At 54.1% G+C, this 14,186-nt stretch carries 22 protein-coding genes and 1 pseudogene; 6 read left to right on the top strand and 17 right to left on the bottom strand.

Annotated features, from left to right (window positions below; genetic code table 11):
* Positions 1 to 3: 3 nt before the first annotated feature.
* From phnE (P304_RS0113015) to P304_RS0112935, 17 genes and pseudogenes are all read right to left on the bottom strand, one after another.
* Positions 4 to 819, bottom strand: coding sequence for a phosphonate ABC transporter, permease protein PhnE (phnE, locus tag P304_RS0113015; protein ID WP_034765504.1), 816 nt, complete (start codon positions 817 to 819; stop codon positions 4 to 6).
* Positions 816 to 1,442, bottom strand: a pseudogene (gene phnE / locus P304_RS15715) (phosphonate ABC transporter, permease protein PhnE); the annotation flags it as partial. The pseudogene phnE (P304_RS15715) and the gene phnE (P304_RS0113015), both read right to left, overlap by 4 nt.
* 164 nt (positions 1,443 to 1,606) lie before the next feature.
* The gene (locus P304_RS0113005; protein WP_027390887.1) at positions 1,607 to 1,792 is read right to left on the bottom strand and encodes a hypothetical protein; all 186 of its coding nucleotides are present in this window, start codon (positions 1,790 to 1,792) and stop codon (positions 1,607 to 1,609) included.
* Positions 1,792 to 2,268, bottom strand: coding sequence for a TIGR02594 family protein (locus tag P304_RS0113000; protein ID WP_027390886.1), 477 nt, complete (start codon positions 2,266 to 2,268; stop codon positions 1,792 to 1,794). The genes P304_RS0113005 and P304_RS0113000 overlap by 1 nt, the downstream gene beginning before the upstream one ends.
* Positions 2,269 to 2,281: 13 nt before the next feature.
* Positions 2,282 to 3,058 carry a hypothetical protein gene (locus P304_RS16440; RefSeq protein WP_051321690.1) on the bottom strand — a complete coding sequence of 259 codons (777 nt, stop codon included), beginning with the start codon at positions 3,056 to 3,058 and terminating at the stop codon, positions 2,282 to 2,284.
* Positions 3,058 to 3,804, bottom strand: coding sequence for an ATP-binding protein (locus P304_RS16435; RefSeq protein ID WP_051321689.1), 747 nt, complete (start codon positions 3,802 to 3,804; stop codon positions 3,058 to 3,060). Before P304_RS16435 ends, P304_RS16440 begins: the two co-directional genes overlap by 1 nt.
* Complete coding sequence (locus P304_RS0112985) at positions 3,801 to 4,106, bottom strand: hypothetical protein (protein ID WP_027390885.1); 306 nt, start codon at positions 4,104 to 4,106, stop codon at positions 3,801 to 3,803. Before P304_RS0112985 ends, P304_RS16435 begins: the two co-directional genes overlap by 4 nt.
* A 1-nt stretch (position 4,107) precedes the next feature.
* Positions 4,108 to 4,476 carry a Mor transcription activator family protein gene (locus P304_RS15700; protein WP_034765500.1) on the bottom strand — a complete coding sequence of 123 codons (369 nt, stop codon included), beginning with the start codon at positions 4,474 to 4,476 and terminating at the stop codon, positions 4,108 to 4,110.
* Positions 4,473 to 5,153 carry a gp16 family protein gene (locus tag P304_RS16740; RefSeq protein ID WP_084417728.1) on the bottom strand — a complete coding sequence of 227 codons (681 nt, stop codon included), beginning with the start codon at positions 5,151 to 5,153 and terminating at the stop codon, positions 4,473 to 4,475. Before P304_RS16740 ends, P304_RS15700 begins: the two co-directional genes overlap by 4 nt.
* A 2-nt stretch (positions 5,154 to 5,155) precedes the next feature.
* Complete coding sequence (locus P304_RS0112970; RefSeq protein ID WP_027390884.1) at positions 5,156 to 5,770, bottom strand: DUF3164 family protein; 615 nt, start codon at positions 5,768 to 5,770, stop codon at positions 5,156 to 5,158.
* Positions 5,771 to 5,772: 2 nt separating this feature from the next.
* Positions 5,773 to 6,690, bottom strand: coding sequence for an ATP-binding protein (locus tag P304_RS0112965; protein ID WP_027390883.1), 918 nt, complete (start codon positions 6,688 to 6,690; stop codon positions 5,773 to 5,775).
* An 81-nt stretch (positions 6,691 to 6,771) separates the two neighbouring features.
* A complete protein-coding gene (locus tag P304_RS0112960) occupies positions 6,772 to 8,364 on the bottom strand; it encodes a DDE-type integrase/transposase/recombinase (RefSeq protein WP_027390882.1) in 1,593 nt (530 codons plus the stop codon).
* Positions 8,365 to 8,368: 4 nt separating this feature from the next.
* Positions 8,369 to 9,313, bottom strand: coding sequence for a hypothetical protein (locus P304_RS16430; RefSeq protein WP_027390881.1), 945 nt, complete (start codon positions 9,311 to 9,313; stop codon positions 8,369 to 8,371).
* A complete protein-coding gene (locus P304_RS0112950; protein ID WP_027390880.1) occupies positions 9,313 to 9,516 on the bottom strand; it encodes a hypothetical protein in 204 nt (67 codons plus the stop codon). The genes P304_RS16430 and P304_RS0112950 overlap by 1 nt, the downstream gene beginning before the upstream one ends.
* 1 nt (position 9,517) lies before the next feature.
* Positions 9,518 to 9,814, bottom strand: a complete 297-nt coding sequence (locus P304_RS0112945) for a helix-turn-helix domain-containing protein (protein WP_027390879.1) — start codon at positions 9,812 to 9,814, stop codon at positions 9,518 to 9,520.
* A gap of 14 nt (positions 9,815 to 9,828) precedes the next feature.
* Entirely contained in the window at positions 9,829 to 10,470 is a 642-nt protein-coding gene (locus P304_RS16425) for a BRO family protein (protein WP_051321688.1), read from the bottom strand.
* Between the two features lie 10 nt (positions 10,471 to 10,480).
* Complete coding sequence (locus P304_RS0112935) at positions 10,481 to 10,705, bottom strand: hypothetical protein (RefSeq protein WP_027390878.1); 225 nt, start codon at positions 10,703 to 10,705, stop codon at positions 10,481 to 10,483.
* A gap of 115 nt (positions 10,706 to 10,820) precedes the next feature.
* Here P304_RS0112935 and P304_RS15680 point away from each other — a divergent pair, with 115 nt between their 5' ends.
* The 6 genes from P304_RS15680 to P304_RS16980 all read left to right on the top strand — a co-directional run bounded on the left by P304_RS15680 (position 10,821) and on the right by P304_RS16980 (position 14,186).
* Complete coding sequence (locus P304_RS15680) at positions 10,821 to 11,324, top strand: helix-turn-helix transcriptional regulator (protein ID WP_034765497.1); 504 nt, start codon at positions 10,821 to 10,823, stop codon at positions 11,322 to 11,324.
* Positions 11,325 to 11,364: 40 nt separating this feature from the next.
* Entirely contained in the window at positions 11,365 to 11,823 is a 459-nt protein-coding gene (locus P304_RS0112925) for a hypothetical protein (RefSeq protein ID WP_027390877.1), read from the top strand.
* 50 nt (positions 11,824 to 11,873) lie between these two features.
* A complete protein-coding gene (locus P304_RS0112920) occupies positions 11,874 to 12,809 on the top strand; it encodes a hypothetical protein (RefSeq protein ID WP_027390876.1) in 936 nt (311 codons plus the stop codon).
* Complete coding sequence (locus P304_RS15675) at positions 12,806 to 13,312, top strand: hypothetical protein (protein ID WP_051321687.1); 507 nt, start codon at positions 12,806 to 12,808, stop codon at positions 13,310 to 13,312. The genes P304_RS0112920 and P304_RS15675 overlap by 4 nt, the downstream gene beginning before the upstream one ends.
* A 328-nt stretch (positions 13,313 to 13,640) precedes the next feature.
* Positions 13,641 to 13,859, top strand: a complete 219-nt coding sequence (locus P304_RS15670; RefSeq protein ID WP_051321686.1) for a hypothetical protein — start codon at positions 13,641 to 13,643, stop codon at positions 13,857 to 13,859.
* Between the two features lie 93 nt (positions 13,860 to 13,952).
* A complete protein-coding gene (locus tag P304_RS16980) occupies positions 13,953 to 14,186 on the top strand; it encodes a hypothetical protein (protein WP_152514554.1) in 234 nt (77 codons plus the stop codon).

The raw sequence follows: 14,186 nt of genomic DNA, 5'->3' as shown, positions 1-14,186 counted from the left end.
TCCTCACATAATCGTGTGGCGCACCTTCGCCGAGACCCACTCGCTAACAAGTACGGTGGCAAAGATGGCGATGAAAACCATAGCAACTTGTGACCACGCCAGCACATTGACCGATGCCATCAGCTGTAACCCAATTCCGCCAGCACCTACCAATCCGAGCACCGTCGATTCGCGGATGTTGATATCCCAACGGTAGACTGATATTCCGGCAAACGCTGGGAGAACTTGCGGCACAATTGCATAGGCCATTATCTGCAATTGGTTCGCGCCGGTGGCGCTGATGGCTTCGACTTGGGCGGTATCAATTTCTTCGATAGCTTCGTACAGAAGTTTGCCGATAAACCCAATGGAGCGCAGGGCAATAGCGATGATTCCGGCCAGCACTCCGGGGCCGAGGATCGTGACGAGAAGCAACGCCCAGATGAGCGAGTTGATGGAGCGCGACGACACAATCACGCCAAGTGCCAGCGTGCGAATAGCCGTGTGGGGCGTGGTATTGCGCGCCGCCAGAAAAGCAGTCGGCACGGCGACAATGGTTCCCAGTACTGTGCCAAGTGTTGCGATGTTGATGGTATCCCAGAGCGGTTGCCAGAGCTTTTCCATATACGACCAACGCGGCGGTACCATGCGCGAAAGTAAGTCGGCTCCCTGCGTGTGTGCATCGAGGGCAAACTCCCAGATCGTGTTGTCGGAAATAAACTGCCAGCTCCAGCCAAAAAGCAGCACACCCAATAACCAGCAGAGCCAGTTGGTCAATTGTTGCCGTCGGTTGCGATACTGCCAGACTTTTTGCGTGGGGACGACACTGATTCCTTTCATTGCAACCTCTGGCGCACGTAACCGGAGAAGTATTCCGTCATGAGTACAATGCCAATGATAATAATCAGAATCGCCGCTGCGGTGTCGTACTCGTAACGGTCGAATGCGGTAGTGAGCGTCGCGCCGATCCCGCCAGCACCCACAATGCCGATAATGGCCGACTCGCGGAAATTGATATCCAAACGGTACACCGACAGGCCGATCAGGCGCGGCATGACTTGCGGTGCAATGCTGGAGATAATCATTTGCGGCCAGCTCGCACCAGTGGCGCGGATCGCTTCGACCTGCGCATGGTCGACGTCTTCAATATCTTCGGCCATCAGTTTCGCCATAAAGCCGATGGTGGCAAAGGCCAGGGTAATCATTCCCGCCAGTGGTCCAAAACCGAACATAGCGACAAATAGAATGGCGATAATGATTTCCTGAAAAGTACGCGAAACAGTAATGATGCCACGGCAGAAAAGGTAGATTGGCAGCGGGGCGATGTTGCGGGCGGCTCCGAGTGCGATAGGAATAGAAAGCGCGACACCGATCACGGTTGAGGTGAAGGTCATGGTCAGACTTTCGACAATTCCGGCAACAATGTCGTCCGAACGGCTGGTAAAGTTGGGTTGACCAAAAGAGAGAACGGGGGTATGAATAGTAAGTGCTTATAAGTGCGAAAGGTGAGATCAACGATGCTTTACGAATGCTTCACATGAGCAGTACGATTCCAAAAAAAACGCCCAGCATCAAATGAATTTTGACACTGGGCGTTTTGCGTGAGCGCTTGGTTTTTGGCGGGTGGCTATTTTAATGATTCGTCTACTACCATTTCCCGAACAGTTTGCTTCACCAAATGCTTGTACCAAAAATGATAGGTAAACGTGCTTGCTCCATACACGAGCACCGCAACAGTAACGATAGTGGCTGCCGCTGCTGCTACAACCATTAAAATATCCCGCGCCGTGATCCGAACAATGCCAATAATCATCACGCCTCCCTTACAGACAACTCTGCGTTGCCCATTGGTAGTGCGAGATCATCAGGCATAGGCCATGATGCTGGCCAGCGATACGCCGTCACCCGATCCAGCGTGAACACGCGAACATTAACCTCATCAGATTGATTCCCGCCGAGGATCAATAGATTCCCGGATGGGGTATTACCGACACAAAATCCAACGTGCCCGCCACCAGAGCGAGTGAAAACAACGACACATCCGTATATAGGCCAAGGTATCGCCACTCCCCATTTTTCATACGACCGCGCGGACTCAAATCGACTCGACACAATACCCGCGCGCTCCAGCATAGCTCCCACAAACGCCGCACACCACGGCGTCTCATCGTCTTTAATTCCACCCCTTTTAATATCACGCCACATCTGCAGGATCTCCGGCGCATGCTGCGCGCCCTTAATTTCCCGCAAACCGATCAACGCCTGAGCGTTCTGAATCCATGGCAACATAACGCACCCCCATTTACGACCAATCATTTTTATCCCACACAGCAACCCGCTGTGACTTATCTCCATACGCCCAAATCACAGGCAATTGAACGCCGACCTGATCGACCAGATTAAGCAGCAACCGACTAAACTCGTCCTTGACTCGATTGGGCGGCAATGAAGGCCTCCAGCCAACATCACACGCCAACTCACCTGGGAGCGGGATCAATCCATCATCAACAACACCAGCAGGCCATAGATTGTGCATCTCAATAGCCGCCGCCTGCTGATCAGCAAGAGCGATCACCTCAGCCAGCCGATTCGACATCTCCCCCAGCCCGAACGCCCGCTCGATCACACACTGCACCCCATTTAACACCGCTTGCAATGAATCATAGATCTCAGGCAGATACTTCAGCGGACGAATAATATCGCCCATGTACGCCTCGTGCGCATCGTGCAAGAGCGCAAACAGCAGATCGACAGGCCGAGCATTTTCCAGCGAACGCCGCACAAACTCCATCACCCACAACGAATGCTGAGCAATCGAATACGTGCCTTTAGGGGAATGCCCCAAATAACGCGGCTGCACACACAGACCCCACACAATATCGTACCAATGAATCAACTCGACACGCGGATTAGCCAAATCAATCCGCAAACCAGACACCGTCAAAAACACCGGCGCCGACGCATTCCCTTCATTATATATATAGTGACGACAACAACTCCCGAACCCATCATGGAGCGGCCCCGAATCCCACTGCCCACAAAACTCACACACCCCCGGCACACGATCAACCACATCCATCACGACACCTCCACATCGACACTTGCAGACCCACCAGAACGCATACACTTCCGCCAATCCTTCGACCCAGTAAAAATCACCGTACACATCTCGCTCAGGCGACTACATAAACGCAACCCCAAATGAGCCTCCAAACCCTTATCTAACGCCATATTACTCGTGATCCACGTCCGCAAATGATTATTATACCGATGATTGATAATCCGATAGAGCGTCTCGCGCGCAAAATCAGACGGCTTTTCCGCCCCCAAATCATCCAGAATCAACAAAGGAATAGACGTAATCCGCTGAATTCGCCGCTCCATCGTACTATCGCGAATCCCCTCGCGAATCTCCGCCAACATATCCGGCACCACCACAAACATCGCACGCCGCTCATCAACCCGATTATTCTCCAACTCACGCCGCAACAACCCCGCCACAATATGCGTCTTCCCCGTGCCCGGCAGACCATATAACAACAACGACCCCTCGCAATACACCACCACCTTACGCAGTGGCCCATTATGATCAATCAAATCCGCCAGCCGCTTTTTGACATAATAAAGCGGCACCCCACACATCCCCAGCAACTCCTCGACCCCCGGCGGAGGCGGCTCCACGCACCGACAATACTCATTCGGCAACCACCCACCCTGAAACGGCCTCCACCCCATATCCACACCACACGCCGGACACGGCACCGGAGCAACAGGCCGCTTATCAATATCCAAAATCCCCGCCAGCAGCCCCGACACCGCCCTCATGCACTCCCCTTGCGCTCATCCTCCACCACGCGCGCGATAAACATATCGCAAATACTATCGCGTGCCACCCGATACCCCGAGTGCTGATCACAACGCAAATTCACCTTGCCGCGAAAAGATTTCTGATTAAACGACCATTTACACACCACGCACGAACGATCAGACCCCTTTTCCGTGTAACGATACCCAGTCATAACCGCACCCTCCTTTGACCATAAAACCGCCGCCAGCGACAATAAAACACCACCTCGCACACCACCCAAACCACCAACGCCCCCAGCGTAAAACCAGCCAGAAACCACATCACCCCACCTCCGACGCGCTCGGCGCATCAAATAGCGACGGCTGCTTTGCTAGTAGCGCCACCCGCACATCGTTAATCCGCTTGCGCACCTGCCGCGTTGAAATCCCGTACAACCGCGACAACTCCGAATAATTCCGCCCATTAAACCGCTTGAACATCTCCAGATCGCGCTTATGCAACTCAAAACGGACACCCTTCGGTAAATAAAACTGCTCACCCGACCAATCCATCCGCAACAACTCCGCAAACTTGTACCCCAAATCATCCGCCAACTCCGGCGCCAACCCCTCGCTCACCAGCAACTGTGCCGCCTTATCCGCCAAATCACGAAACAACTCAGGGTAAAAATCCTTCTCCACATCATTCATAACCGCACCTCGCACGCCGATAAAATAGCCGCACTATCAATCAAATCCTGATTAAAAACAGACTTACGCCCTAGCGCGAACATACACAGCGCCCACAGTTCCAGATATGGCACAAACGTATTACGCTCCCGCGCATCCGCCTGCCGTGCCCGCGCCATCAGTACCAATTCTTGCCGCGCATTCGAGCGGGATACCTCATCCAGTAATTCATCTGTGATCGCAGGCAAAAACCGCATCGCCCACTTCTTGAGCGACTCAATCAACCGATCCCGCATCCAACCGTTCGTCCATTGCAACGCATCCACGCGGCAAATCCGCTTCACATACGCCGCTAACGCCGCTTCCGATGCATCCTTCACCACCCCAATCTCGTGCAGGAACAACCAGAGCGCTCTGATTTTGCGAGACTCATCGCGCACATCCAGCGGACGCGAGCGCTTCTGCTTTTTGACAGGCGACCCATCCGCCTTACGAGCATGACGAATCTTGAACCCATGCGCTCGCAAATGCTTGAGCACCCGTTCGAGCGCAAATAAATTCAAATCAGCCGCCGACTCAGCCCCGCCAGCTTCCAACAGTATCCCGCGATACACATCGTCAGACAGCCCCATATCGCGCTTCGCCACATGAATCACCCGAATCAACTTCTTGCGCTGCGTCGCCAAATCCAACGCCATGACTACACCGCCGCAACATCGAGCGGAATCGCAACGTATTGATCCGAATCCCCCACCCGCTCATAAAACCGGATATATGATTTTGACCCAACTACCGTGAGTGACTCACCAATCGCCACCATCGCCCGCTGCCAGCGCTCGTCTTTGATATCAATCCGACGGAGCGACAACACTCGACCAGTATTGATTTTACCTTCTTTGTCCGTCTGGAACGCTGCCGAAATCAGCGCTTTGATCTCGTCGCGACTCCCCTGCGACCATTCCTCCACGCACTCACCGATCAGCGCCTGTGCAGCCTGCAGCCGCTCGTCAAACACCAGATGATCCGCCACCGCCAATTGCACCTTCAGTGACCCATCAAAAGAATAGAGCGTAATATTCCCCTTTTTCCCGCCGAGACTTACGCCAAATTCCCCCGCCGACAAATCAACAAACGCGCCAACCTCCGCAAACACATCCGCGCGGAACCGCTTGAGATCGTCACGCATCGCCCGTGCTTTTCTCACCAGATCATGCACCAGCACATCGCGCGCCTGGTCAATCGGCTTCACCATCGACATCGGCACCAACCGCCCTTTACCATCCTTCATATAATCAATAGCACGCATATCTTCCATTATCACACCGCCTGAGTAATATCGTTTTCGTCACCATCAACACCATCAGCAGCCGCACGCCGCCCCAAAACCGAACGCAGCGCAACATCACCCGACTTCGCCGCAGGCCGCTTCCGTTCCGCCGCTCTACCAGAACGCGGCAAAACCTCCTGCTCACGCCCCGCTAACACCGCCACATCCTCCAAACTCACCCCCTCGCGCCCATCCGCCAGCGCCAGATTTAAGAGCGCCACCGCCCGCTCCTGCAACTCTAAAAAGTTCCGTGCCGCCGACAACGCCGCCACCCGCATTGCCACTTCATCCGTAAAATGATTCGGCAACACCGCGCACAAATACCCCGCCGCCTCCTCCTGCGACAGCCCATTCATCCGCACCACATCCGTGCGCAACCGCACCTCGGAAACACCAGCACGACTCATCGGATCGCTTTGCCCCACCAGCACCACCGAAAACAACTCGCTATTGCCCATCCACTGAATCTCCCGTAACGTTTTAAGACTGCGCAACGTCGAACTATGCATCCGGTGCGCTTCTTCAATCACCAGCACAATCTTGCGCTTACGGCTTACCTCCCCCACAATCCTCCGTACCTGCCGACTACGCGCTTCGCCACCACGCTTTGGCGACTCACCATCCGGCGCTAAATCAAGCACCAAAGCACACTCAATATCGCCAATCGTAATCCGCTCCTTCTGACCACGCGTCACATGCACCTGATGCACCCCCAGCTTTGAAAGCGCCGCCGTGATCGCCTTGGACTTCCCAATCCCACGCTCACCGCAAATACACACCATCGCCTGAGACTCCACCGCCATCGTCAAAATCCGCATCACCCGCAAACCATCAGCCGTCGCAAACACCGCATCCTTGAACGGATCGCGCTTATACCCAAGATTGACAAACAACTCTAAACGCGTCATACTCTGCATATAGATACCCTCTAGTTCTTGTTTTGGTAACACAGCACCCTGCCTCTGGGAATCCCTCCCCAGAGGCACTTTTTATAGCGCCTCGCGCACCCGTTCGTGTTCAATATCCGCCGCCAACTCCGCCACAAACCGGCGTGAACAACCCGCCTCTTCAATCAATCGCGCCACCTCAGCCCGCGACGCACCCGTTAAAATCAAACCCGACATCGCCTGCAAATCCCGTAACGCCGCCGCCACATCCGGATACACATCCACATTCAGCGGATTTTCCAAAGCACGAACCTCCTTCGTCCGCGTCGGCAGCCGCTTTAACTTCGCGTCAACCGCCACCGCCTGCGTATATAAAGAATTGTGCATCCCATCAAGTTGCACCGCTTCCTTCGCCGCCTTCTGGTACGGCGAATGCGGCGCCGCCGTAAACTCGCCAATCTTGTTCGGACGGAAATCCTCCACCTCGTACTTCTGGCCAGTAACACAATCCACCACCACCATCGCCTGCTCAAACACCCCTTGGTACACAAATACCCAGGCATCATGCAGCCCCTTCACCTCGTACAGCACCCCTTCCAGCGAAAGCACCCCCGCCTGATCCACCTTACGCTTCCAACGCCGCACCACCGTGCGGATCGCATCCTCCGGCAACTCCACCGCGCCGCCGTAGCGGCTGATCTCGCGCCACGCATCCATGCGACTCGCCCCCCGCTCGAAGCGATGCTCACGCCCATTTAGCTCCTGCTGATAAATAAAAAACTGCCGATTCAATTCCGAAAGGGTGATTTCAAACGACTTCCAATTACTCTCCACAAAAAACGGCAACTCAAACCGCTGCCACTGCGTCCGCCACGGGCGCTCAATTTTGCCGTGAGCCTCCTTAGACAGCGGCACCGACGGGTCAATCTCCACCCCCAGGCGGCCAAAAAAATCCACCGCCCCCTCGCTCGACATCATCGGCCCCTTATCCCCCTTGATCTTTTCTGGCAGCCCAAAAAACTCCTTGCATTCATTACGGCTCCATGCCCACGCCAGAAAATCCAGATTGTCCCCCGCGCTCTCGCCACACGCCGCCACATACCGTGCCACATGCACCCCGCTATGATCATCCGTCAACCCGTAGACCCAAGGCCGCAGCCCATCCACCGGAATCGGCTTATTCTTGTAATCCTTTGTGCCACGGTGCAACTTCAACACGTATTCCCCATCCGGCAAACGCTTCGCGATATAGAAACAACTCGACGTCGACGCATCCACATGGTGCAACTCGTTTGGCCGCTCCGCTTGGAACCGGCACACCCGCCGCCGCTGCCGCAGATCCCCCGTCTCCCGAATCACCCGATCAAACGTTGACGGATGCACCTCGCCAAACCGCGGCTCCAACGACCCATTTTCCACCGCTAAGCGCAGCGCCTGCTCCGTTGTCAGCCGCCCCCGATGCTCCGGCGGACGACACTTAATCGCCGCCACCACCCGCGCAGCATCCTCAATCCCCTCAATCTTGCGCGAACTTTCATGCGTGCGCTGCCGTGGCAGAGCGCGGTATAACGCCGCCACCGAAACCCCCAGACGCTCAGCCCACTGCTGTACCACCCGCGTACGCATCCCCGCACCAGCCGCGCGCCAGTCCGCTTGCATCATCGCTAACATAGCCGGATCAATCGCACGTGCCATCGCCTCACACCTCATCAAATAAATTGACCCGCTCTTCCCACATCCGCCGCACATCACGCACCACCAGCTCCGCCGTCGCAATATGCCCCTCGATCCGCCCCATCAACACCGGATCATCCAGCACCCGCTCGTCCACCATCAGCTTCCCCGCCTTCGCCGCCAGCGAAGCACAACACTCCTGCAACGACCGAAACATCTCCACCGCAAACGAATAATCCTTCGCCTGCTCGTCCGGGTCATACGGCTTCAGGCGCTTCACCTCGTTAATCAGCGCCTTCACCTCCCCTTGTAGCCCCTTCGTCTCCTCCTTCACCGCCGCATCCACACTCTTTTGCAAACGCGCTAACTGCTCCGCCTGATTACGGTTCTGCTCCAAAATACGCTCAATCCCCGCCCGTAAATCATCCGCATGATCTGAATCCAGCGGAATCTGCTCGTCGCCAATCATCACCACCTCGTCCTGCACCTGCACCTCGCCCGCTGCCGAGAGTTGGCGGAGCTTTTTGAGATCGCGGTAGCCGACTTGAAAACCGCCAACGTTGGCGAGAAATTGTTCGCCGAATGTTGCGAGGTTAAGCAGATCTTCGTCCACCTTTTGGCGTGACAATCCTATGTGATTACAAAACTTATCCCACGTTCCTATGCTTGGGAGATCGCGGTAAAGCTTGGTTTCTTTGACTTGCTTGAGCCACATCAAACCGCCAACGTTGGCGAAATCGGCGATCATCTTGACCCCTTGAATGCGGCCAATCATCTCGTGGCACTCCGCAATCTTCTGCTCCCGCTCCACCTGCTCCTCACGCTGCCGCAGCCGTGCATCGTGCTCCGCCTCCAGCTCCGCCGTATGCATCGCCACCTGACGCTCGTGGAAATTCGCCGACTCCACCACCTGCTCCCGCTCCACCTCTACCGAATCTATTGCCGCTTCCGGCTTTCTACGCTGTGCCATTACGCCACCCTTTCTTGCTGTTTTATTTGCCGTAGCCGATTGATAATCACCGCACACTCAAACCCCCGATAGCGCAGCGCGCGCAGTTGCCGCAACGCCGCCGCCAGCGTGGCGGCGTTGGCTGTATATACCTGAGCCAAAAACTCGCCCAACGTCCCATCGGCTGAAACCAGCACCGCTACCTGCTCTTCATTCACCTGCATATCACCCTCCCAGTGTCGCAATCTCGCCATCAAGCGTGTGCCGCTTGTGCTTCAGTGCCTGTACATACGCCGCATACAGCGCGCTAATCCGGTTGCCCGGCTCGTACAGCGCCCCACTCATCCGCACCCACTTGCGCTCCAAAAGCACACTCAGGTGACTCATCACCGTCCCGTGCGGCAGCTCTAAACCACGGGCAATCTCTGCCGCACTCACCGCCGTACTTTGCTGGTGTAAAAACTCCATGATGTCGATCAGCTTGTAGCTGCTCATCACCGGCGTGTAGGTTTTTTGTGCCATCCTTTCCTCCCGCCTTACACAAACAACCGAGGCAACTCGTCAATCAGCACCCCATGCTCATTGTCAATAAACCCCGCCGCCCGCAACCGCTGCTTATGCCGCTTGATCGTTGAACGATCACGGCCTAACAACTTACAAACCTCACGCGTCGTTAGCCCCATAGTGTGGTAGCGCGTAATCCGCTTCAGGTGCTCCGGCAATAACCCCACCGCCAACTGCGCCGCCTCTGCTATACCCTCGGCCTTGCCCCGCAAGTAGCCCTCTTCAATAAAATCCGACGCCTCCAACCGTGCCATCGCCTCACCCGCATAACACCCCGTGCGGCGAATCTCCGGCAACACCTCGCTCGTCACCCACTTACGAAAACGCTTCGCCGCGTCCGTGCGACTCGCCAAAATCAACGCATACATACCAAACTCACTGACGTAGTTTGATTGGCGGACGCGACCCATGCCGTCGATTGCGTCGCGTTTCGTGACGCAATCCCCGTCAACGTGCTTCGCCAGCGCTTCGCGCGGGTTCACATACTCCAACACCCCACATAAATCATTGGCGTTAAACCACGGCATTGCGCCGTCCATCTCTACCCGTACCGAATGATTGCCAAACCAAAAAAGCTCCGTCGTCGCCATGCTCGTCACTACCTGCTCTTCCATGTCGTCCTCCTTAAAATGAATCGCTGTAAATGCCAGGGATCAGCTCGACACCAATCTCCGTACTCAAATCGCGCATGATCTTGGTCGATTTTCGACCCCATGGCAGTTCGCTCCGCCCTGCCCAGCGGCGGACAATCTGCTGCACCGTGTTGTACGAGTACCCGTATTTCTTTGAAAATTGATGCAGGTTCGTCCCCTGCTCCATCAGCCGTGCCCGCACTTGTCTTTGCGTCATCACCAGCGCACCTCCTATTTTTCCTATTGACACACAAAGCGAAACCGCTACCGTGTATTCATGTCGTGTATATTATTTACACAGTACGGGTAAGTCAAGAGGTAAATTACACAATATGAATAAAAATGCTGCTGAAACTATTATCGACCGAATTAAGCATGCGCTGCGCGTAAACACTGACACAGAGCTATGCAATGAGACTGGCGTTAATCGACAGACGCTTAGCAATTGGAAATCGCGGGATCACGTACCTTACCCACTTTGTGTACAGATAGCAGATAGTCATGACATTTCACTCGACTGGCTCCTTACCGGCGCGGGGCCGATGGAGCGGTGGAGTGGATTAGGCTCTATAATGGGCAAGAGCGGATTAGGGAAAACAATGTCCGGTATTGTTATTGGTAGAACAATGACCGAGAGGGAATACGAATCGGCCTCCGATCACACCCCAAAAACTGGTATTGGCCAATCGCGCCTATTACTGACATTGCTAGATGAACTCGACAGCGACGACCAGCTCCTTGCTGTTGAATTGATAGAGTTTATGGTGCGCACTAAAAAGCACACCAAAGCGTTGGAACAACGAGTCAAAGCCTTGGAAGAACGCATTACACAATAGCCGAACTGTTCGGCATAATTAAAGAAACAAGGAGCGAGCTATGTCAGCAATGCTTGAGATGATTCTCCACACCGTGACGGGCCAACGATTTGTGGTCGCAAAACAGTTACCAGAGTCGGAGCACCCGATACCGGGCTACCGACTGGTGGATGTTGCCGTGCAGAAAGGTGTGACAAAGAATCGCTTTGTGAGCGCATTAGTTACAGCATTAGGTGGAAAGCCAAAGCGCGCAGCTGAGGAGAATGTACGTCAGTTGCGCCAGCTAATTGCAGCTGTTGGCGAAAAAGGTGAAAGCGTTGTGTTTATTGTCCATGACGCGCAGCTGCTGTCACCTGATACGATTTGGACATTAAAGCCCTTAAGTGAAATGCTGATGTATCGTAGTGAAAATACTAAAGGTGGCATCGGTTTTGTCTTGTTAGGCGACGTAAAATATCTGCACGAGACGATCTCTGAAATTCCTGACATTAAATTGCGAACTGACTTTCTACGGGGATGAAGGGGGCAGGGTAAAGGGGATTAGATGACCAAAATAACAAGGGGGGAAGTATGTCACTAACATGCACACGCACACTGTTCTATCGTCGGGCTGTTTGGAGTAGATCGCAGTCCAATGATCTCGAACGAATCATCACGGACGCACATCAAAAGCTATCAAACACTGAAAACAGAACATTTCCGCATCGGCTCGGAAAGATCCAAGGGCTGAAGTATTTTTTAGCAGAGAATGGCGGCATCTTTTTGCATATCGGCCTCTACAGGCCTAACCAGCCAACGTCTATTATTCCGCAGCCGTCACCGCAAAGCCCAGCAACTGACCTGAGTGTATGTCCTCCGCCCGACGGACACGACTACCTGAGCGGGGATATTTTTGTGTTGATTAAAAATAACCACGTCATACTGTGTCCGAGCGGAGTGCACGAATCTATTGCAACATCGTACCTGTCTTCTGTTCTGCTGAGTGTAGATCAGCACGAGCTTGCCGAGAGTTACACGGTTGATCCTATTGTAAATACAGATAATCTTAGGATATTGAATCGCGAAGGGGTAAAAGAGATCGAACTCAGCGGAGCACTGTATTCCGCCAGTGTTGAGCATATAGAAAGGACAACTGTCCAAAGGAAGTTATTCGGTTCCCTTGCGCAAGAGATTCGGGGAATGTTTGCGTCTGATGTTACGCCAAATGGGATTGAAAACCTGAATGTACGTGTTACTATCTCTTTTGACTCACGGAAAAAAGAGAGCAAGTTGACGGCAGCGAGTCGGGTGGCAGACATTGCAAAAAAGATCGTAGCGGACGAACCCGAAGATGATGGCTTTAAAATTGTCACAGGAAAGGGCAATCACCTGAGTGCTCGCCAGATGCGCGTTAGTGAAAAGGTTCAGTTGCGGTTAGAGGGGAACACGGTGGTATATAATGACGTCATGAACGCAGTACTGGCGTACATGACAACACTGCAAAGGGATGGGACGCTATCACAATGAAACAGCAATTAGACTGGAAAAAAATCACTTTCACGGCGGTTTCTTTTGCATTGGCCATCGCAGCTTCGTACTACGGGCAACCGCTGATTCATGAGAATAGCAACGCCATGAATGTTATTGTGACCGTTTTTTCCGTCCTTGCTGGTTTCTTGGTGGCAATCATTGCCTTACTTGGCGACCCCGCCCTCTTGCCGCCTGGCACATGGAGAATAGCGGAGGCTCACCGTAAAACACTTTCTAACCGCCTTGCTCGGCATAAGTGGATGTTCGTTCTGTACCTTATAACCCTTGCTTGTATATTTATTGCACTACTTATTCCTGCAACGCATTACGCTATACGGATTTGGGTAGAGCGCGTGTTTTTATTTTTTGCCGTCTTCGCTTTTATCTTATCCTTGCGGCTTCCAGGTTCGCTCATGCGAATCCAGCGCGAGCGCATAGATGCCGTTATTGAACATCGCAGACAGGCGGAGGGTATTAGCCCAGATGCTGATGTCAAATAGCAATATGCTGCAATAGCAAACCAAGCACACCCCCGCCCCTCACGGACGCGGGGGTTTTTTATTTCCCCCTCTTGTTACGAGTATATTACCTACAACGGCTCCCAGAGCCGTTTTTTTGTTGGTGTTCAAAAGACTATTTAGCCATCTCCCCTTATGATCGCCACCAGTTGCTCTCGTAGTAACGCGCTCGCGGGTCACACGTGAGCAGCAACATGGAGGCAATCATGGAACATTTCACATCCATCGCCCTGTGCACGAAGGCCCGTCTAGCGTCTTTCACGTTGTTACTTTTCACATTTGCTAACCCGTAACCGACCAAGGAGTACACATGCCACAGAACCAAGCGACCGCAGGGAAACGTTTTTGGCTGAGTAAGACGTTCTGGATCAACCTGCTGGCTATCATTGCGCTGGTGGTGCAGAGCTACACCGGCTTTGTCATTAGCCTGGAAGCACAAACGTCCATCCTGGCTGCACTCAACGTAGCGCTGCGCCTGATGACGAAAGAGCCCATCAATTGGGACGTGTCCCATGACAAGGCGCAGTAGCCATGTGGGAAGCGCTGGCGGCACTGCTGGCGGTGGTGGGCATGCTGGTGCGCCAGTATCTGGCACACCGCAATGCTCCGCCGGAGGCGACCTATGATCGCCACACCTTTGCAGAAGATCTTGCTCGCCGCGACGGCCATGGCCTTTCTGCTCATTTTGAGCAGTTGCGCCGCCCGCCCATCCCCGGTGGTGGTAATCCCCGCCGACCGGATGATCACGCCGCTGGCGAGCGGCAATTATGAAGTGACTCCGGCATGGCTACTGGAGCGCTACGACTACGAACGCTGGCTCACTGACGAGCTGGCCGATTGCAAAAGGGGGAAATAG

The sequence above is a fragment of the Chrysiogenes arsenatis DSM 11915 genome (assembly GCF_000469585.1).
In the GTDB taxonomy this organism is placed as follows: Bacteria; Chrysiogenota; Chrysiogenetes; order Chrysiogenales; family Chrysiogenaceae; genus Chrysiogenes; species Chrysiogenes arsenatis.
The sequence above is the reverse complement of the archived record's forward strand: the minus strand, read 5'-3'. Positions and strand labels throughout refer to the sequence as shown.